The organism is Rhodococcus sp. MS16, from assembly GCF_013277795.1.
In the GTDB taxonomy this organism is placed as follows: Bacteria; Actinomycetota; Actinomycetes; order Mycobacteriales; family Mycobacteriaceae; genus Rhodococcus_F; species Rhodococcus_F globerula.
This window is the reverse complement of sequence record NZ_VBTM01000011.1, coordinates 74,179-93,720: the sequence shown is the minus strand read 5'-3', so window position 1 is coordinate 93,720 and position 19,542 is coordinate 74,179. Positions and strand designations below refer to the sequence as shown.

Here is a 19,542-nt window from a genome sequence, read left to right as displayed (position 1 = left end):
TCTTCAATCGCCGAACGACAACCCTCGTTCGGCGAGTGCCTCACCCAGAATGCGAAGGGCTTTTGGGCCCATTCCGTGAAGCTTTGCCAATTCCGATTCGGATACCGATGCGAGCTGCGACAACTCGGTGTAACCGGCGGCAAGAAGAGCCCGCGTTGCAGGCGCGCTGGTTTTCGGGAAACCGTCTCCGGGCTGTGCAGACTGAGATTCGGTCACGGTTGATCTCCTCGAGACGACGGGAAGGCGCGCGCTGCGATCGCCACACCGATACAGGCTACGACGGCAAATGTGATCAGGAGTAATTGTGCGGAACGCAAAGTCGAGGGTGCGCCGAGATTCACCAGAACTCCGGCGAGAGCGGCGCCGAACGCGTTGGCGATCAATTGCACGGTATTGATCGCCGCGGCGGCTTTTGCGCCTTCGCCTGGTTCCGAAACCGAGTTCATCGCACCGACAGCCAGGTGTGGCCAGGCGATGCCGATACCCGCCCCGGCAATGACCAGTCCGACGATCCACGCTGCGATTGCGCCGGCGCCGGCCTGATCGGTGAGGAACGCGGCCGTCAGAGCAAGCCCGAATGCGACCAGAACAGGTCCGCCGACAACGATTGTGCGGACAGCGCGAGGTGACGTTGCCGAGGCACTCGGAATTTCGCCGAGGGTCCAGCCGAGGGCGAGGGCGGCGCCGAGGAAACCGGCGGCCAACGGTGTCATACCGGCGAGGAGCTGACCGAACAGCGGAATGAACGTTTCGACCGTCGAGCTCAGGGCCAAGGCGACGATGGTCAGGTACACCCATTTGAGGGACGACGCGGTGAAGGTCGACGGCGGGAGTACTCCATGGCTCGCGCGACGGTCTGCTGCGACAAAAGCAATCAGTAGTATCACTGCCGCAAGAACCAGTGTGGCGGTCACCGCAAGGTTGGACAGAATTCCCGCGACGCTCACCAACAGCGCTGCTGCGGTCAGCAGGGCCAGCGAGAGAATTGGAACCGGACTGCTGGTGGTGCTGCCTGCAGTATGTGCCGGCAGCGCGCTGGGGACGAGCGCGGCAACCGCGATTGTCGCGACCACCAAGACACCGAATGCCCAGCGCCAAGCGCCGAATTGAGCGAACACTCCACCGATGGCCGGCCCGGCGAACGTGCCGACACCCCACATTGCTGATACGAGTGCCGATGCGCGCGTCCACAACTGCTTGGGTAGGGCGGCGTTGATCACGGCATAACCGAGACCCGCCAGCAGTCCGCCGCCTGCTCCTTGAACAGCACGGCCGACCAGAAGCATTTCCATCGTAGGACTGAGCGCACAGACGATCGTGCCGATCGCGAAGATCGCAAGCGCAATCAGATACGCGCCTCTAGGCCCTTTCGCGCCGAGGATCCGGGTGACCAGCATCGAGGAGATGACTGAGGCAATGAGGAAAACTGTTGCAGTCCAGGCGTAATACCGTTGCCCGCCGATGTCGTCGATTGCCGTCGGAAGCAAACTGGTCGTGAGATAGACGTTCGTGGCGTACAGCGCCACTCCGCCCGCCAGGACGGTAGCGGTCCCGAGATGCCGCCCGCTCAGTAATTGACGCCACGTGCCGGCGGAGACATCAGTAGGGGAATGCATGTCGATGAAGGTAGAGTCTCAAGTGCGCTTGAGGTCAACTTCGGGTGCCAGACGGGAGGCGAGGATGATCCGCAAGAGCGACGAACTCCTCTCTATCGGCGAGGTGTCGGCCCGCACAGGCGTTGCGGTGTCGGCCGTGCGGTACTACGAAACCCTGGGTCTGGTTCCTGCCGTTCGCACTGCCGGCAATATGCGAAAGTTTCCGCGGCATGCCATACGGCGAGTGACGTTGATCCAGTTGGCCGTCCGCTTCGGCATTCCGTTGTCGGAGGTCGGGGAAGTGTTCGCCTCCCTGCCAGAGGGCCGCACACCCAACAAGAAGGACTGGGCAAAGATCTCGACCGCCTGGAATCAGCGGCTAGAGGATCGTAAACAGGCGATCGCGCGCCTCCAGGAGGAGTTGACCGGGTGTATCGGGTGTGGGTGCTTGTCACTGCAAACCTGCAACCTGCTCAATCCGGGAGACGAACTCGGTCTGGGCGGGCAGGGCGCTCGCCGGATCTGACGAACTGTCAGATCAGTTGGCTCAGTTGGTTCCGTTGGCGAGGGTGGGACCTGGCATTCCAACGTCCATTGCGTCGTTCGATCTCGATGGGATGTGAGAAGCAGTCGCTGATGTTCTCCGACGTGATCACATCGTCGGCAAGTCCGGTTGCCGTGACAATGCCGTCCTTGATCAGTAGTGCATGTGTTGTCGTGCTTGGGATTTCTTCGATGTGATGGGTGACAAGAATGCTTGCCGGGGACGGGTTTTGACTACGTAGGTCATCCAGAGCGCTCAGCAGCTGTTCGCGGGCTGCCAAGTCGAGACCGGTGGCGGGCTCGTCGAGAAGAAGCAATCGTGGCTCGACCATGAGCGCTCTGACGATCAGTGCGCGTCCGCGCTCTCCCTGAGACAAATTGGGCCACAGTGCATTCGATCGGGGGCTCATGCCAAGCAGGTCGATCAAGGCGTCGGCGTGTGCTTCCTGCTCCGGAGTTGGTGACCAGCGAGGCATCAACTCGGTGGTGTTGGTGAGTCCGGTGATCACGACGTTCCGGACCGTGATCGGAATGCCGATCGTATGACGCGGATTGACATGCCCGATGTCCATCCGCAACTCACGCATGTCGACACGGCCCAACTTGTGGCCCAGAACGAATACGGAGCCGCGGGTGGGGTGCGCAGTTGCCCCGAACAGGCTCAGCAGAGTGCTCTTTCCCGCACCGTTAGCCCCCAGCAATACCCAATGCTGGCCGGGCTCGATCGAAATGTTGATGTCCTGCAACAAGTACCGGCCGTCTCGGACCAAGTCGACATGTTCGGTCGACAGCACTGTGCCGCTGGAGTGTTTCACGGATGAAGCCTCTCTATGAATCGAGAATGCGTAGCTGACGGAGGACGGTGTCGATGTTTTCGCGTGTTGCAGCTACTGCGGCGTCGGGATCCGAATCCCATAGCGCGTCGAGCAGTCTGTCGTGGGCCTGTGAAGTATCGGGAACTCCCTCTTCGATGTCCACCATGTCGATGAGAGTCTTGCGGAGAAGCGGACGCACCGATTCGAACAGTGACAGCAGGACAGCATTTCCCGAGAGTCGAACGACTTCTGTATGGAAATCGAGGTCGGTGTCGACAAACTTCTCGACATCCCGTTCGAAGTGGCTGTGGCGGAGCGTAAGCCGGCGTCGAAGGCGCTCGAGATCTTCCGGTTGTGCGCGCTCCGCCGCGAGTCTGGCGGCCTCGACCTCCAACGCCCGGCGCACCTCGAAAACCTCGAGCATCTGTGAGCGTCGTAGTAGCCGGGTGAATTCGTCAGCGTGTTCCAGATCCTCCGCCGCGACGACAAACGTTCCGACCCCGTGCCGTACCTCCAGCAACCCGGCATGAGTTAGAAGCCGGATCGCTTCGCGGATGGATGAGCGCCCGACTCCCAGTTCTACGGCGAGTGCGGCTTCGCTCGGGATCCGCTGCTTCGGCAGCCATACCGATTGGCGGATCTTCGACCGGAAGATCTGTTCGATCTGCGGCACCAGGGGACCGCTGCGCAGAACGAAACCACCGTGGTCGTCGGTCATTGCTACCTTTCGAATCGAATTCGCCTAGCGTAACAAGTCATCAGACGTCTGAGGACTAACCCTTAGCGGGTGTGTTCGATGGGCACTCACACGCGCGGGACCCCGAGCAGAAGTGCGATCAAATCGAGAGCTGTCTCGATCTCTGCCTTCTCTCGACCTAGTAGAGGTGCGTAAAGGTGGATGTCGCAGATACGAACAAGTGCCTGGCCCAGCACTTGTGGCGACAAGCTGAGGGTCAACTGGCCGGCATCGACCTGCGACTGCAGGATCTCGGCGGCAATGGACGCGGAAATGGACTCGATGGCACCGGGCATCAGCGCGAGCTTGATGAACACCATCGGTTCCCTCTTGGTGAGCGCGCGAAGTTCGGTTGAAGAGTCTACTGAACGCATCACTCGGCCGAATACGTCGATGACGTACTCCGGGCCCTCGCCCGACGCTTGTGACATCGCTTTGCGGTACGTGCGCTCGGTGGCTTCCGCCAGCACCGTCCCCAGTAGTTCGTCGCGGTTTCCGACCCATCGGTAGAGCGTCGCGCGGCCTACTCCGAGGCGCTCGGCAAGTAGTGACATGTCGAGCGCCTCTTCGGCGAGATACATGCTCGCGGCGGTGTCGATGGCGCGCCGTCGGTCGCGGTCGGATGGCATACAGGCATTCTCTCCGGTGGCCCGGTGCGTCGATTTTCGGGTCTGTGTACGGCTCTGGCTATCTATTGACGAACCCTCCTAGGTGAGACACACTAGCTCATTGTCTCAGCTAAGTGATGCCGATCACGGTCAGGGGTTTTGTCGATGAGTTCAGTACAGACCGTTCGCGGGTCGGTGGACAGCGCCGATCTGGGGAAGGTGTTGATGCACGAGCACGTCTTCGTTCTCGGAGAGGAGATGCGCCAGAACTATCCGGACTACCCGGAGCCGTGGGACGAAGAGGCGCGGGTGGCGGACGCAGTTGCCAAGCTGACCGAACTGAAGTCCCGCGGGATCAACACAATCGTCGATCCCACCGTGATCGGGCTCGGCCGATACATTCCGCGCATCGCGCGAATCAACGAGCAGGTCGATCTCAACATCATCGTCGCCACGGGCATCTACACCTACAACGACATTCCGTTCCAATTCCATCACACAGGACCGGGATTACTCTTCGATGTGCGAGAGCCGATGGTCGATCTGTTTGTCAAAGACATTCGAGAAGGCATTGCCGGCACTGGTATTCGCGCAGCATTCCTCAAGTGCGCCATCGAAGAGCCCGGGCTGACTCCCGGAGTCGAGCGAGTGATGCGCGCAGTTGGAGCTGCGCAGGTCGAAACGGGTGTGCCCATAACCGTCCACACCGACCCGCATACCGAATCCGGGCTCGTTGCACAGAAAGTCCTGGCCGACGAGGGCGCAGATCTGACCAAGGTCGTGATCGGTCATTCGGGTGACTCGACGGATCTCGACTATCTGTGTGCGCTCGCAGATGCCGGCTCCCTACTGGGTATGGACCGCTTCGGTCTGGATGTGCTCTTGCCGTTCGAGGAGCGCGTGAACACCGTGGTGGAGATGGCTCGTCGCGGCTACGCGGAGAAAATGGTCCTCGCCCACGACGCGTCGTGCTTCATCGACTGGTTCTCCAGCGAGGCGAAGGCTGCCGCTGTGCCGAACTGGAACTACACGCACATCAGCGATCACGTCATCCCGACCTTGTTAGAGCGAGGCGTCACCGAAGACCAGATCACGACGATGCTGGTCGACAATCCGCGTCGATATTTCGAGAGCTGATCATGGACGACGTGTATGCGGGCGAGCTGTCGGTGCCACGTCCTTGGCTTGCGCGCTACGACAGTGGTACTGCGCCAACCGTTGACATCGAATACACCAATGCCCTGGAGATGTTCCGTGCGTCGGTGGCCCGCGACGCTGATGCTCCCGCAATCAGATACTTCGACGCGACTCTCACGTTCGGCGAGCTCGACACGATGTCGGACGCTTTGGCAGTGGCTCTCGCCGGTGAGGGTATCGGATTCGGCGATCGGGTGGCATTTGTCCTGCAGAATGTGCCGCAGTTCTTTGTCGCGACTCTGGCTATCTGGAAGTTGGGAGCCGTTGTGGTTCCGGTCAATCCGATGTACCGCGACCGTGAGTTGGCGACGGTCCTGCTCGACAGCGGTGCCGTTGCGGTGATCTGCCTCGAGTCCTCGGCCCAGACGGTGGTGACGGCGTCTGTGGGTACGGATGTTGGATGTGTTATCACTACGTCGGAACTCGATTTTCAATCACGAAGTGATCAAAGGATTTTCGGGTCTGCTAGCCGAGTGAGGTACGAGGGTTGCCACGACCTGCTGGAGTTGATCGAGGAGAACCGCGGCGCCGCACCCGATCCCGTTGACCTCGAGCCGAGCGATCTTGCGTATCTGCCGTACACGTCCGGTACGACGGGTCCGCCCAAGGGGTCTATGAACACGCATGCCAATGTGGTGTTCGCAGCGCAGATCTATCGGGACTGGGTGGGCTTGCGCCCGGGTGGCGCGATGTTTGCCGTAGCCCCGTTGTTTCACATCACTGGTTTGATCGGACACGTCGCGGCGCCACTGCTATCGGGGGCCGCTACAATTCTCACGTGTAGATTCCACCCCGTTGTTGCGGCGGAGTCTATTTCGGAGCATCGCGCCACAGCGATCATCGGTGCAATTACCGTTTTCATCGCCTGGACGGATAATGCGGCGGTATCGAAAGAGTTGCTCAGTAGTCTCGAATCGGTCTACTCGGGTGGCGCGCCCATTCCGCATGCAGCGCTCGAGTCGTTTCGGGCGAAGTTCGGTCACTACATCCACAACGGCTACGGTTTGACCGAAACCAACAGTCCTGCAATCGTTGTGCCGAATTCACGAGAAGCGCCGGTCGACCCCGCGTCGGGTGCGGTAGCGGTCGGCGTGCCTGTCTCGAGTACGCATGCCGAGGTGGTGGACGAAAACGACAATCCGGTACCGGTTGGGGAGTACGGGGAGATAGTTGTCAGCGGCCCGCAGGTAGCGCTCGGATACTGGAACAAGCCGGAAGAGACCGCCCACGCCATGCCCAACGGCCGTTTCCACACCGGCGATGTAGGTTTCATGGACGCCGACGGATGGTTCTACGTGGTCGATCGGATGAAAGATCAGATCAATGCCTCGGGATTCAAGGTATGGCCGCGCGAAGTGGAAGATGTTCTCTACGAACATCCTTCCGTTCGTGAGGCTGCAGTAGTGGGTGTTATGGACCCCTATCGCGGAGAGACCGTGAAAGCCTTCGTTTCACTCAAGGAGGGGCTGGAAGCGACGCCGGATGAACTGGTGGAATTCTGCAAGGTCCGTCTGGCTGCGTACAAGTACCCGCGCATCATCGAGGTCATGAGTGACCTTCCGAAGACCGTGAGCGGCAAGATTCTTCGCCGTGAATTGAGGGTTCCGCGCTAATTCCACACTCCAATGACTGCCGGCTCATCGAATCGTGATGGGCCGGCAGTTGTCGTGTTTGACTGAATTGCATCAAATATTGTGCGCAACAATGCTATTCAGTGATTGACATCACTCCGTGGGTGCCGCACACTGGTCACATCATCCGAACTTGAAGTTGGCGTCAGTTTCTACTGTCGGGGCGGCGCTTCGTTCGGGTGCAATCGCTACGACCCATCGAGGAGTAGGCATGACTAGATCGGTAGTGAATTCGGGAGGGCCCGCAGGGCGCGTATCCGATCAAGAGCGCACCAGGAAGCGTGCACATCGCAAGCTTCTCGGCGCCGGACTTCTGGGCAGCTCGATCGAATGGTACGACTTCTTTCTCTATGGAACGGCTGCAGCGCTTGTCTTTCCGCATGTATTCTTTCCGAACTCGTCCGCCCTCATGGGTACATTGCTCTCGTTCAGTACGTTCTGGGCGGGATTCGTAGCTCGGCCGATCGGTGGGATCGTTGCCGGCCATTTCGGGGACAAGTACGGACGTAAGCCTGCCGTGGTTACCTGCCTGCTCCTGATGGCATTGGCGACGTTCCTGATCGGCGCGATTCCGAGTGCATCGGCAATCGGCGTCGCTGCTCCAATTCTGTTGGTCACCTTGCGATTCATTCAAGGTCTCGCCTGCGGCGGGCAGTGGGGCGGCATAGTCTTGCTTCTCACGGAGTCGGCTAGTCCGAAGAAGCGGGGATTCTCCGGAACCTTTGGACAGATGGGTGTTTCGTTCGGCGTGGTTCTCGGCAACGTCGTATTTCTGATCGCCACCGCGACGATCTCGAACGAAGCATTCCTGAGCTGGGGATGGCGAATTCCCTTCTTCGCCAGCGCATTACTCTTCCCAGTCGTCCTGTACATCCAGACCAAGGTTGAAGACACTCCGGAATTTCTGGAGTTGCAGAAAGAGGCGGCTCGCAACAAGAAGGATGCAGTGGTGCAGGCGCCGCTGACAAAAGCGATCAAAACTCATTGGCGCAAGATTCTTCTCGGCTGTGGTCTTCTGGCTGCTACCAACTCGCTCTTCTACATCAGCATTGCCGGTGTTTTGAGCTACGGCACAACGGAACTCGGCCTAAAGAGGAATTCTCTTCTGATCATCTCTCTCCTCAGCGCGCTCCTGACCGTCGGAGTGGTGCTGTGGTCGGGAAAGATGTCGGACAGGATCGGGCGTCGTCCGATGATCTTGATCGGTGCGGCCGCGATCGTTGTCTGGGCCTTTCCGTACTTCTGGCTGATCAACACCAAGTCGCTACCGCTCTTCTTTGTTGCTGTCACCGTCGGCAGCGTTTTCCAGTCGATGACATACGGGCCCATCGCGGCATACATGGGCGAGTTGTTCGCCCCGAATGTCCGCTACTCCGCAGCGTCTCTTGCCTATCAACTGGCAGCGATCACTGTCAGCGGTGGCACACCGTTCATCATGACGGCGCTGATCGCGAAGACGGGAACCACGACCCTGGTTGCTGTGTTCGTCGCACTCATGGGATTGGTGACCTTCTTCAGTGCGTGGGCGCTTGCCGAGACCAATCCGAAGGAAGTCCGCGACGATCCGGAGGCGATCCCCGGTGCGCATCTGTATGCGTCGTAGCTAGACAGGAAAGCCCCGGCAATTCTGCCGGGGCTTTCCCGCGTGCTCAGCTCTGTTTCAGAGTGACCAGTCCGGTGCGGTCGATCGAGCGTTTGAGGATCTTGCCGGTGGAACCCTTGGGCAGTGCGTCGATGAACTGCACAACCCGAGGAATTTTGTACGCCGACAGGCGCTCCCGTGCCCATGTAGTCACGTCGGCAGCATCGACGGCGCTACCCGATCGCACCGCTACGACTGCCGCGACTTCCTCACCGTAGTAGTCGTCCGGGATACCTATCACTGCAGCTTCGATGATGTCGGGATGCTGATACAGCACCTCCTCCACTTCGCCGGGGTACACGTTGTACCCGCCGCGGATGATCAGATCCTTGACCCGATCGACTATACGAAGGTCTCCGTCCGGATCGGTTTCACCGAGGTCGCCGGTGCGGAACCACCCGTCTGGGGAGAGTACCGCCGAGGTATCGTCCGGGCGTTTCCAATAGCCCTTCATGACAGTGGGGCCCTTGATGAAGACCTCTCCGACTGTGCCTGCGGGGCAATGATTTCCGTCGTGATCGCGAACCTCGACTTCGGTTCTCGGGACGGCCCGGCCGGTGTAGCCGATTTTCGGCGGACGGTCGATGCTGTTGAACGTTCCGAACGCGCTTGTCTCGGTAAGGCCGTACCCTTCGAGGATCGTGCAGGCGAACCGAGTTTCGAAGGCGCGGGCCACCTCGCCTGGAAGGGAGGCTCCGCCGGAGATTGCGATTCTGAGTTGCTCGAAGTCGGAGCTGTCCACGTCGGCTGCTGCGTGGAGCATGGCATTCCACATCGTCGGAACACCGGCCATTATGGTGAGTTTGTCCTTGCGGACCAGATCGAGCATGGCGGTCGGATCGAAACGCGGAAGCAGGGAGAGTGATCCGCCGCCGGTGAAGGTTGCCATCATCACGGAGCCCTGTCCGAAGATGTGGAACAGCGGTAGACCCGTTCCCGTTCGGTCCGAAGAGTTTCCGCGGCTACTCTCGGCTCCGATTTCGCCGGCCGACAACAGGTTTCCCACGGTCAGCTGAGCACCCTTCGGGCGTCCGGTGGTGCCGGAGGTGTAGAGAATCGCAGTGGTGTCGTGTACATCTCGGTCGGCAATCGCTGTCGGTTCCTGGTCGGTTCTCGCCGATTCTTCGGTAAGGGTCCAGACCGGAACGCCGCGGGCAGCGCCGGCGTCATGGGTCGCCGGCCCGAGTTGATGCCAGGCGATGGCGAGTGAGATATCGGCGTCGTCGAGCACGTACTCGATCTCGGGCTGTGCCGACATTGTATTGACCGGGACGACGATGCAACCGGCAGCCTGAATTCCCATGTACGCCACGATGAATTCCGCAACCGACGGAGCGGCGAGCAACACCCGATCTCCTTCGCTCAATCCGGCAGCGCGGATTCGGCCGCCAAACGAGAGGGAGGCGTCGTGGAGTTGTCGGTATGTCCAGTCCCGGCCGGAACCGCGAATCGCGATGTTGTCCGGTGTGGCTGCGGCGTAACGGGTTACCGGATCGAGAACGCTGACCATGGATATGCCTTTCAGGAGAATCGACCGATTGTGTGTCCTGATGTCCTTGCCGAGCGTACACTTGAACTCGGTGTCAACATTGAGTTTGTCGTGAATATCCCTCAGTAGCAGTGAACTTCGGAAAGGTGAGTAGCGTGGTGGATGACGACTCGCGGATATCCGAACTGCCTCTTGCTCCGCCGGCGGGGCATCGTGATCCGCCGAGCACCGAACGGGGTGCTCGCACCAGGGCTGCGCTGATCGCCTCTGCACGTGTGGTTTTCGAGCGGGCCGGCTATTTGGATGCGCGATTGATAGATATAGCGAAGGAAGCTGGGTGTGCTACCGGTTCCTTCTATACCTATTTTGCCAACAAGGAAGAAGTTTTTGCGGCCGTCCTCGAGGTAGCTCGTGAGGAAATGATGCATCCGGGCATCGGTAGGGTTGCGGGCACTGACGATCCATATGCCATTCTTGAGGCAAGTAATCGGGCGTATCTTGCGGCATATCAACGGAATGCAAAGTTGATGGGATTGATGGAGCAAGTTGCCAGTATCGACCCGGAGTTCCGCAGGATTCGCAACGAGCGGGCAGATGCATTTATTCTGCGCAACGCGCGAGGTATCGCCGAACTGCAAGAACGTGGTGTCGTTGATCCCGGCTTGAATCCTCTGCTTACGTCAATGGCATTGTCCGGCATGGTGAGTCGATTTGCCCACAGTGTATTCACGTTGGGTGACGGGCGAGTGGAAGGCAGGCCGGTCGAATTCGACGAGATTGTCGGCACCGTGACGGATCTGTGGGCCAATGCGCTGAAGTTCCCGAGGCGGAGCTGACGAAGCGCGCCCTGGTCGAGAGTGCTCAGGGCGCGCCTCGAAAATCGTCTCAGCTCTTCTCGACGACGCGAGCTACCGCTTCCGCGACGGCCACAGGCTTGTCGGAACCTTCGCGCTCGAGCACCTGGCGCGTCTTTACCTGGATACCGCCAGGCAACTGCTCGGCGGACACCACGGTTGAGCGCATCCGCAGTCGCGAGCCCACCGGGACCGGGGCGGGGAAGCGCACTTTGTCGTATCCGTAGTTGAGGCTGTGCGCAAAGCCGTCGAAGGCCAGGAGTTGGGAGGAGAACTGTGGGCCCAGTGAGAGGCTGAAAAGTCCGTGCGCGATGGTGGTGCCGAATGCGCTCGCCGCCGCACGCTCTGGGTCGACGTGAATCCACTGGTGATCGTTGGTGACCGCGGCAAAAGCGTCGATGCGATCCTGCGTGATCTCGTACCAGTCGGTGGGTCCCAGTTCCTGGCCGATCAACTTCTCGAGCTCGGCAAACGTGGACGGGCGGACGGGCAATTGCTCTTCAGTCATCGTGGTCCTTTACTCGCAGTTCAGGAGGTTGGAAAATAGATTCCAGCGGCGACGGTTGAAGTTGACGCCGGATTCAACTATACATGACAAGAGACGTGGATCACGGTAAAAGCTTTCGGTGAATGCAAGCGAGAGGAATCGCCAATGAAGGTCGCCCAGAAGGTTGCAATTGTCACCGGAGGTGGAGGCGGTATCGGGGGAGCGCTCGCCAGGAAGTTGGCGGCGGAGGGTGCCCGCGTAGTTGTGGCCGATCTCGATGCCGATGCAGCTGCCGCTGTGGCCGACGCGGTCAACGCAGGGCACCCAGGATCGGCGGTCTCCGCCGGTGGCGACGTGTCAGACGCCGGTGTGATCGAGGGGTTGATCGCGCAGGCCGAGGAGGCTTTCGGTCCCGTTGATCTCTACTTCGCGAATGCCGGTATCACCGGAGGCCTCGGTCTCGACGTCGACGAGGACGGCTGGGACGTAGCCTTCGACATCAATGTGCGGGCCCACATTCGCGCTGCTCGTTTGTTGGTTCCCGGATGGGTCGAGCGCGGCGAAGGGTACTTCGTCAGCACCGCTTCGGCCGCCGGCCTGCTCACGCAGGTCGGTTCGGCGGTGTACTCGGTTACCAAGCATGCGGCAGTGGGTTTTGCCGAGTGGCTGTCGATGACATACGGAGACAAGGGCGTCCGAGTCAGCTGTCTGTGTCCGATGGGTGTCAACACCAAGCTCCTCTATGAAGGGAAAGAGACCGGTGATCCCCTCGGAGTCGCTGCGACGGGAGCTGTCCTCGCTGCCGGCGAGGTGATCGAACCCGACCAGTGTGCCGAAATCGTCTTGGCTGCAATGGACGCCGAGCACTTCCTCATCCTCCCGCACCCGAAGGTACTGGACATGTACCGGCAGAAGGGCGCTGACTACGATCGCTGGCTCAGCGGAATGCGCCGTTACCAGGCGTCGTTGCTCGCCGGAACGCGATGATTCCGGAACTTGTACTTTCGCAGCAGCGTGGGCCCGTCCTACTGCTGACCTTCAATCGTCCGGATGTCCTGAACGCCTGGACAAACGAACTCGAGGACGTGTACTTCGATCTACTGGCCGCCGCGGACGACGATCCCGACGTCCGGGCAATCGTGATCACGGGTGCGGGTCGCGGATTCTGCTCGGGTGCAGATCTGAGCAACCTGAAGAACGTCGGCGACGTTTCCGACGAGGATCTGGTGAGGCCTCGGCCTCGCGAGTTTCCCACGTCGCTACGTAAGCCGTTGATCGGCGCCATCAACGGAGTAGCGGCCGGACTTGGTTTCGTGGAAGCGCTGTACTGCGACGTTCGATTCGGTTCGTCTGCAACACGATTCACCACCGCATTTGCCAAGCGCGGGCTGATCGCCGAGTACGGCATCTCATGGATGTTGCCTAGACTTGTCGGCCGGAGTCGGGCCACCGATTTACTGCTGTCGAGTCGAATGGTCGGAGCCGACGAAGCATACCGTATCGGACTGATCGACCACCTGGTCGACGGTGATGTCGTAGAAGCTGCGGTTGCCTACGCCGCAGAAATTGCGGCCAACTGCTCGCCGACCTCGTTGTCCGTCATGAAATCCCAGCTGAGCGCCGACGAGACCGGCACGTTCGACGAATCCACGCAGCGCGCGGAAACGCTCATGGTCAACGCATTTCGCGGACCGGACGTCGTCGAAGGTGTCGCGAGTCATCTGGAGCGTCGGCCACCTAATTTTCCTTCCCTCTCTGTCAGGAGTTCACATGTCAGTCTTTGAGTTCTCGGATCGCACGAAGAAGTACCAGGCCGAACTGCTCGACTTCATGGACAAGCACGTCTATCCGGCCGAAGCGGTCTACGAAGCGCAGATGCGTGAGTCCGGTAACCCGCACTTCCAGCCGCCGATCATCGACGACTTGAAGAAGGAAGCCAAGGCGCGTGGGCTGTGGAACCTCTTTCACCCGCACCCCGAATGGGGCCCCGGCCTGACCAACCTGGAATACGCACCGCTCGCGGAGATCATGGGCCGCAGTCACCTGGCTTCCGAAGCCACCAACTGCGCCGCTCCGGACACGGGAAACATGGAGGTGCTCACGCTCTTCGGCACCGACGAGCACAAGGAGAAGTACCTCAAGCCGCTTCTCGAAGGCGAAATCCGGTCTGCCTTTGCCATGACCGAACCCGAGGTTGCCAGTTCCGACGCCACCAACATCCAGCTCCGCATGGATCGCGATGGCGACGAGTACGTACTGAACGGCCGTAAGTGGTTCGCTTCCAACGCTTTGCACCAGAACTGCAAGGTTCTGATCGTCATGGGCAAGACGGACTTCAATGCCGCGACGCACCGCCAGCAGTCGATGATGGTCGTGCCGATCGACGCTCCCGGCGTCACCATCGTGCGTAACCTGCCCGTCTTCGGTTACCAGGACCGCGAGGGACACGGCGAGATCACCTTCGAGGACGTACGCGTCCCGGCCAAGGACATCCTCGCCGGCGAGGGTGAAGGATTCGCGATCAGCCAGGCCCGCCTCGGCCCCGGCCGCATCCACCACTGCATGCGTGCAATCGGAATGGCCGAGCGCGCACTGGAACTGATGTGCAAGCGCGCATCCACCCGCATCACCTTCGGAAAGCCCGTCAGTGACAACGCGAATATCCAGGACTGGATCGCCGAGGCTCGTATCGACATCGAGATGGTTCGACTCCTCACGCTCAAGGCCGCTCACATGATGGACACGGTGGGCAACAAGGAAGCGCGCACCGAGATCGCAGCCATCAAGGTTGCGGCGCCGAACATCGCGCTCAAGATCATCGACCGCGCCATCCAGGTTCACGGCGGCGGCGGCGTCACGGACGACTTCCCTCTCGCGATGGCTTACGCCCACATGCGCACCCTTCGCCTGGCTGACGGCCCGGACGAGGTGCACAAGCGCGCCATCGCGAAGCAGGAACTGCGCAAGTACCGCGAAGTCAAGGCGAACTGACATGGCAGGACTGGATCTCACCGGTAAGACGGCAATCGTCACCGGCGCATCGCGTGGCATCGGCCTCGCGACCGCGCAGGCGATTGCGGCGGCGGGCGGAAACGTCGTACTGACTTCGCGCTCAAAGGAATCCGCAGATGCCGCTGCCGCACAGGTGACCGGCAACGCGATCGGCGTCGGCGCTCACGCGACGGACGAGGATGCTGCCCGCAAGTGCGTCGAGCAGACGATCGAGCGTTTCGGCAGTCTCGACATCTTGGTGAACAACGCGGGCACCAACCCGTCGTTCGGGCCGATCATCAACCAGGATCACTCGCGCTTTGCCAAGACCTTCGACGTCAACGTGTGGGCTCCAGTCCTGTGGACCGGGCTGGCGGCCCGAGCCTGGATGAGTGAGCACGGTGGATCCGTGGTCAACACCGCTTCGATCGGCGGCATGGCATTCGAGGCCGGAATCGGCACGTACAACGCGTCGAAGGCTGCTCTGATCCACATCACCAAACAGCTTGCGCTCGAACTGTCACCGAAGATTCGTGTCAACGCCGTTGCTCCGGGAGTGGTGAGAACCAAACTCGCCGAAGCTCTGTGGAAAGAACATGAAGAAGCGGTATCGGCGTCGACCGCTCTCGGACGCATCGGTGAACCCGAGGACGTGGCTGCTGCCATCGCCTTCCTGGTTTCGGATGCAGCCCAGTGGATCACCGGAGAGATCATGACCATCGACGGTGGCCAGTTGTTGGGTGACGCGCTCCCGTTCCGGCGAGGAGCGTCCTTCGGTGGCTAGCGTCGAAGTAGTGGGACTCGATACCGAAGCGGTCACCGGGTGGATCGCAGGCCTGGGGATCAACTTCACCGGGCCGTTGTCCTTCGATCGAATCGGCCTGGGGCAGTCGAATCTCACGTACCTGGTTCGTGATCAGGACGGCAACCGCTGGGTGCTACGACGCCCACCCCTCGGTCACCTGCTGGCCTCGGCTCACGACGTGGCGCGCGAAGCTCGAATCCTGAGCGCTCTCGAATCCACGGATGTACCGTCGCCGCGCGTGTTCGGATTGACCGAAGACCCAGCCGTCACCGAAGTTCCATTGCTCCTCATGGAGTTCGTGGACGGTGAAGTGGTCGACCGGATGCCACTTGCCGAGGCGTTGTCGGAAGATCGTCGCCGGGCAATCGGCATCTCACTCGCTCAGACGCTGGCGAAGATACACGCCGTCGACCTGAAGCAGGCCGGGCTCGACGACCTTGCAAGCCACAAGCCTTACGCTGCACGACAACTGAAGCGTTGGGGTGGACAGTGGGAGCAGTCGAAGACACGAGAATGCCCTGATCTGGACGATCTTACGCAACGTCTGATTGCAGCTCAGCCGGCTCACACCGAAACCACGTTGGTGCACGGTGATTTTCACCTACGCAACGTGATCACCTCGGCGAGCAGCGGGGAGGTTGTCGCGGCGCTCGACTGGGAACTCTGCACGCTCGGCGATCCGTTGGCAGACGTCGGAAGCTTGTTGGCGTACTGGCCGGCGGCGGGGGAGAACACGGGCGGCGATTTCCCGGCGTCGGCGCTCCCCGGATTCCCGTCGCGAGAGGAGATTTCCGGGATCTACCTCGACGCTACCGGGAGAGATCCTGCTGCGCTGAAGTTCTGGCATACCTTGGGCCTGTGGAAGATTGCGGTGATCGCCGAAGGCGTGATGCGTCGCGCCCGCGACGAACCGCAGAATGCCGCCGAGAGCGGAACTCCCACCGTGGAACGTATTGACGCCTTGGTGGCCAAGGCCAGGGAAATTGCAGATCAGGCCGGGATCTGACGAGATCGTCCGGTGTCCGTCGAATCACGAAAATTATGGAGGGCCAGTGAGCCAGGAACGTAGAACCGCAATTGTCACGGGTGCAGCACGCGGAATCGGTGCGGCAGTGGCCAAGCGACTGTCGGAAGACGGCTTTGCCGTTGCCGTGCTCGACCTCGACGAAGCAGCGTGTGCCGGAACCGTCGACGCGATCAAGGCCGCAGGCGGGCAAGCCCTGGCCGTCGGCGCTGACGTTTCCGACGAAGAGTCGGTCGCCGCAGCAGTGGAGCGGGTGGCAGCAGAACTCGGTTCGCCGACCGTACTGATCAACAATGCAGGCATCACCCGCGACAACCTTCTGTTCAAGATGAGCGTTGCTGAGTGGGACTCGGTGATGAACGTCCACCTGCGCGGAGCGTTCCTCATGTCGCGCGCGGTGCAGAAGTACATGGTGGAAGCGAAGTTCGGCCGTATCGTCAACCTCTCGAGCACGTCGGCTCTCGGCAACCGCGGACAGGTCAACTACTCCGCAGCGAAGGCCGGAATGCAGGGATTCACCAAGACACTGGCCTTCGAACTGGGCAAGTTCGGTGTCACCGCCAACGCCATTGCCCCCGGATTCATCGAAACCGAAATGACCGCCGCAACGGCCGAGCGCATGGGAGTCGGCTTCGAGGACTTCAAGACCGCTGCCGCTTCGCAGATTCCGGTCAACCGCGTCGGACAGCCCGAGGACATCGCGCACACCGCGTCGTTCTTCGTCAGCGAAGGCGCAGGCTTCGTTTCCGGTCAGGTCGTCTACGTCGCCGGTGGACCCAAGGACTGACTGTCCGCTCACCGCTCGAACCGAAGGAATGGGCATGGCTTTCGACGAAGAGGCAGTATCGCGTGACCTCACCGAAAAGGTGAACACGCTTCTCGCGGAAAATGATCCGAACAATGTATCGGTATCGGATTTCCTCGCCGCACGATTCGACGCCGGACTGGCGTGGGTTCACTTTCCCGAAGGCCACGGCGGTCTTGATCTGCCACAGAGCTTTCAGCGACAGATCAACGCGCAATTGGCGGCAGCGGGAGCCCCGGGGCCGGACACCGGCAAGAACGGTATCGGCCTCGGCATGGCTGCGCCCACCATCGCAGCGTTCGGCACCGAAGAGCAGAAAAGAAAATTCCTGCGGCCGTTGTGGACATCCGAAACGGTGTACTGCCAGCTCTTCAGTGAGCCGGGTGCAGGATCGGACCTGGCTGCCGTCGCCACCCGGGCTGTCCGCGACGGCGACGACTGGATAGTGAACGGGCAGAAGGTCTGGACGTCGGGGGCGCAGAACGCGCAGCTGGCGATTCTTGTTGCCCGGACTGATCCGGAGCGGTCCAAACACGCAGGATTGAGCTACTTCATCTGCGACATGACCGATCCCGGAGTTGATGTCAGGCCGCTCCGCCAGATCACCGGTGAGGCTGAGTTCAACGAGGTATTCCTCACGGACGTCAGGATTCCGGATGCCAACCGGCTGGGCGGCGAAGGCCAGGGATGGAAGGTTGCAACCACCACCCTGAACAACGAACGGGTGGCCATCGGTTCCGGTGCACCGCGTGAGGGCGGAATGATCGGTAAGGTCGCGCAGGCTTGGCGCGACGAGCCTGAGCTGCGCAACCCGGCGATGCACGACGAGTTGATGCGGCTCTGGACCGAATCGGAGGTCGCGCGTCTGACGGGTGAGCGTCTGCGCCAACAGCTTGCCGCCGGCCAACCGGGGCCTGAAGGTTCGGGAATGAAGCTGGCGTTTGCAGGCTTGGCACAGCAGATTTCAGGTTTCGAGCTGGAAATGCACGGCGAAGACGGGCTGCGGTACGACGACTGGACGCTGCGTCGTCCGGATTTTGTCGACTTCACCGGGCGTGAACCCGGCTACCGGTATCTGCGAGCCAAGGGCAATTCGATCGAGGGCGGAACGTCCGAGATCCTGCGCAACGTCATCGCAGAGCGCGTTCTCGGGTTGCCGCCCGAGCATCGCGTCGACAAGGACATCGCCTGGAAGGACCTGCCCCGATGAGCGCCGATCTGCTGTACTCCGAGACCGAACAAGACCTGCGTGCCAGTGTTCGACGTTTGCTGAGTGCGCGCTCAGGTGCCGACACCGTGGTCACTGCCTACGACGACGTGTCCGCCGACTTCACCGGGCTGTGGAAGTCCCTGGCGTCGGAACTCGGTTTGGCGGGACTGCTGGTACCCGAGGAGCTGGGCGGTGCGGGTGCGTCCACGCGTGAGGCCGCGGTCGTGATGGAGGAGATCGGCCGCGCGGTCGCTCCCGTTCCGTTCTTCACGAGTGCGGTGCTGGCGACGACGGCGCTGTTGAAAGCCGGCGAAACCGAGGTGCTCGGTCGATTGTCAGCCGGGGATTCGACGGCTGCTCTGATCGTCCCGTTATCCACTGCACCAGGTACTTTCGCGCCCACGGTCAGAGCGACGGCAAGCGGACTCGTCGGCAGCGTCACCACGGTTGCCGGCGTCGCCGAGTCCGATGTTCTTGTTGTTCCGGTTGCCGGTGAGAGTGGTGTGGAGCTGCACATCGTGCGGATCGCTGACGCTACTGTGACACCGATCCTGTCCCTGGACATGACGCGCCGATTGGCGGACGTCGAGTTCACGGAGGCGCCATCGATCCGCGTCGACAGTGGCAATGCCGCTGAGGCTGTCGAGGAGGCATTGCTCTGCGGAAGTGCACTCCTGGCCTCGGAGCAGTTCGCCGTGGCGCAGTGGTGCCTCGAGACCACGCTGGCTTATGTGAAGGAACGCAAGCAGTTCGGCCGCGCAATCGGTTCGTATCAGGCGATCAAGCATCGTCTGGCGGACCTGTGGCTCGAAGTCAGCTCTGCGGGTGCGGCCGCGCGTTATGCGGCTGATACCTATGCACGCGGTGATTCCGACGCGGCAGTTGCTGCGACGCTCGCTCAGGCGTACTGCAGCGGAGTCGCGGTTCATGCGGCGGAGGAATGTGTACAGCTTCACGGCGGGATCGGTATGACGTGGGAGTATCCGGCGCACCTGTATCTCAAGAGAGCCAAGAGTGACCAATTGACGCTGGGAACCGCATATGAGCACCGGGCGCGGCTTGCCGAGCTCGTCGACCTCCCCATCTCGTCCTGAACCACCCTCACTACCG

The 19,542-nt window shown here is 61.0% G+C and carries 20 protein-coding genes; 13 read left to right on the top strand and 7 right to left on the bottom strand.

Annotated features, from left to right (window positions below):
• Positions 1-3 precede the first annotated feature (3 nt).
• Both FEZ60_RS23040 and FEZ60_RS23035 read right to left on the bottom strand, forming a co-directional pair.
• Positions 4-216: a DNA-binding protein gene (locus FEZ60_RS23040; protein ID WP_033233649.1), complete on the bottom strand. Its 213-nt coding sequence runs from the start codon at positions 214-216 to the stop codon at positions 4-6.
• Positions 213-1,616, bottom strand: a complete 1,404-nt coding sequence (locus FEZ60_RS23035) for an MFS transporter (protein ID WP_045065485.1) — start codon at positions 1,614-1,616, stop codon at positions 213-215. The genes FEZ60_RS23040 and FEZ60_RS23035 overlap by 4 nt, the downstream gene beginning before the upstream one ends.
• 64 nt (positions 1,617-1,680) lie before the next feature.
• On the opposite strand from FEZ60_RS23035, the gene soxR reads away from it, so the two are divergent.
• A complete protein-coding gene (gene soxR, locus FEZ60_RS23030) occupies positions 1,681-2,121 on the top strand; it encodes a redox-sensitive transcriptional activator SoxR (RefSeq protein WP_033233647.1) in 441 nt (146 codons plus the stop codon).
• A 7-nt stretch (positions 2,122-2,128) separates the two neighbouring features.
• Here the strand turns inward: soxR and FEZ60_RS23025 are convergent, their stop codons facing one another.
• From FEZ60_RS23025 to FEZ60_RS23015, 3 genes are all read right to left on the bottom strand, one after another.
• Positions 2,129-2,953: an ATP-binding cassette domain-containing protein gene (locus FEZ60_RS23025; RefSeq protein WP_172937079.1), complete on the bottom strand. Its 825-nt coding sequence runs from the start codon at positions 2,951-2,953 to the stop codon at positions 2,129-2,131.
• 13 nt (positions 2,954-2,966) lie between these two features.
• Positions 2,967-3,671, bottom strand: coding sequence for an FCD domain-containing protein (locus FEZ60_RS23020; RefSeq protein WP_092804529.1), 705 nt, complete (start codon positions 3,669-3,671; stop codon positions 2,967-2,969).
• 86 nt (positions 3,672-3,757) lie between these two features.
• Positions 3,758-4,318, bottom strand: coding sequence for a QsdR family transcriptional regulator (locus FEZ60_RS23015; RefSeq protein WP_116102550.1), 561 nt, complete (start codon positions 4,316-4,318; stop codon positions 3,758-3,760).
• 144 nt (positions 4,319-4,462) lie between these two features.
• On the opposite strand from FEZ60_RS23015, the gene FEZ60_RS23010 reads away from it, so the two are divergent.
• The 3 genes from FEZ60_RS23010 to FEZ60_RS23000 all read left to right on the top strand — a co-directional run bounded on the left by FEZ60_RS23010 (position 4,463) and on the right by FEZ60_RS23000 (position 8,728).
• Positions 4,463-5,434: a phosphotriesterase gene (locus FEZ60_RS23010; protein WP_095887351.1), complete on the top strand. Its 972-nt coding sequence runs from the start codon at positions 4,463-4,465 to the stop codon at positions 5,432-5,434.
• Between the two features lie 2 nt (positions 5,435-5,436).
• Positions 5,437-7,107 carry an AMP-binding protein gene (locus FEZ60_RS23005; protein ID WP_084702521.1) on the top strand — a complete coding sequence of 557 codons (1,671 nt, stop codon included), beginning with the start codon at positions 5,437-5,439 and terminating at the stop codon, positions 7,105-7,107.
• A gap of 229 nt (positions 7,108-7,336) precedes the next feature.
• Complete coding sequence (locus FEZ60_RS23000; protein WP_045065472.1) at positions 7,337-8,728, top strand: MFS transporter; 1,392 nt, start codon at positions 7,337-7,339, stop codon at positions 8,726-8,728.
• Between the two features lie 46 nt (positions 8,729-8,774).
• Here FEZ60_RS23000 and FEZ60_RS22995 read toward each other — a convergent pair whose 3' ends face one another.
• Complete coding sequence (locus FEZ60_RS22995; RefSeq protein WP_172937078.1) at positions 8,775-10,277, bottom strand: AMP-binding protein; 1,503 nt, start codon at positions 10,275-10,277, stop codon at positions 8,775-8,777.
• A 134-nt stretch (positions 10,278-10,411) separates the two neighbouring features.
• Between FEZ60_RS22995 and FEZ60_RS22990 the strand changes: the two genes are divergently transcribed.
• On the top strand, positions 10,412-11,092 hold the full coding sequence (locus tag FEZ60_RS22990; protein ID WP_033233630.1) for a TetR/AcrR family transcriptional regulator: 681 nt from the start codon (positions 10,412-10,414) through the stop codon (positions 11,090-11,092).
• Between the two features lie 49 nt (positions 11,093-11,141).
• Here FEZ60_RS22990 and FEZ60_RS22985 read toward each other — a convergent pair whose 3' ends face one another.
• The gene (locus FEZ60_RS22985) at positions 11,142-11,618 is read right to left on the bottom strand and encodes a MaoC family dehydratase (protein ID WP_045065467.1); all 477 of its coding nucleotides are present in this window, start codon (positions 11,616-11,618) and stop codon (positions 11,142-11,144) included.
• Positions 11,619-11,762: 144 nt separating this feature from the next.
• Between FEZ60_RS22985 and FEZ60_RS22980 the strand changes: the two genes are divergently transcribed.
• From FEZ60_RS22980 to FEZ60_RS22945, 8 genes are read left to right on the top strand one after another with little or no spacing between them, the layout of a single operon-like run.
• Positions 11,763-12,584 carry an SDR family oxidoreductase gene (locus FEZ60_RS22980; protein WP_172937077.1) on the top strand — a complete coding sequence of 274 codons (822 nt, stop codon included), beginning with the start codon at positions 11,763-11,765 and terminating at the stop codon, positions 12,582-12,584.
• The gene (locus FEZ60_RS22975) at positions 12,581-13,381 is read left to right on the top strand and encodes an enoyl-CoA hydratase-related protein (protein WP_095887348.1); all 801 of its coding nucleotides are present in this window, start codon (positions 12,581-12,583) and stop codon (positions 13,379-13,381) included. Before FEZ60_RS22980 ends, FEZ60_RS22975 begins: the two co-directional genes overlap by 4 nt.
• Positions 13,368-14,588, top strand: coding sequence for an acyl-CoA dehydrogenase family protein (locus tag FEZ60_RS22970; RefSeq protein ID WP_092804511.1), 1,221 nt, complete (start codon positions 13,368-13,370; stop codon positions 14,586-14,588). Before FEZ60_RS22975 ends, FEZ60_RS22970 begins: the two co-directional genes overlap by 14 nt.
• 1 nt (position 14,589) lies before the next feature.
• Positions 14,590-15,372 carry an SDR family oxidoreductase gene (locus FEZ60_RS22965; protein WP_172937076.1) on the top strand — a complete coding sequence of 261 codons (783 nt, stop codon included), beginning with the start codon at positions 14,590-14,592 and terminating at the stop codon, positions 15,370-15,372.
• Positions 15,365-16,399 carry a phosphotransferase gene (locus FEZ60_RS22960; protein WP_172937075.1) on the top strand — a complete coding sequence of 345 codons (1,035 nt, stop codon included), beginning with the start codon at positions 15,365-15,367 and terminating at the stop codon, positions 16,397-16,399. The genes FEZ60_RS22965 and FEZ60_RS22960 overlap by 8 nt, the downstream gene beginning before the upstream one ends.
• 46 nt (positions 16,400-16,445) lie before the next feature.
• Positions 16,446-17,204: a 3-oxoacyl-ACP reductase FabG gene (gene fabG, locus FEZ60_RS22955; RefSeq protein ID WP_033233624.1), complete on the top strand. Its 759-nt coding sequence runs from the start codon at positions 16,446-16,448 to the stop codon at positions 17,202-17,204.
• 34 nt (positions 17,205-17,238) lie between these two features.
• Complete coding sequence (locus tag FEZ60_RS22950) at positions 17,239-18,432, top strand: acyl-CoA dehydrogenase family protein (RefSeq protein ID WP_172937074.1); 1,194 nt, start codon at positions 17,239-17,241, stop codon at positions 18,430-18,432.
• Positions 18,429-19,526 (top strand): acyl-CoA dehydrogenase family protein, encoded by a 1,098-nt coding sequence (locus tag FEZ60_RS22945; RefSeq protein WP_045065456.1) that lies wholly within the window; start codon positions 18,429-18,431, stop codon positions 19,524-19,526. The genes FEZ60_RS22950 and FEZ60_RS22945 overlap by 4 nt, the downstream gene beginning before the upstream one ends.
• Positions 19,527-19,542 lie beyond the last annotated feature (16 nt).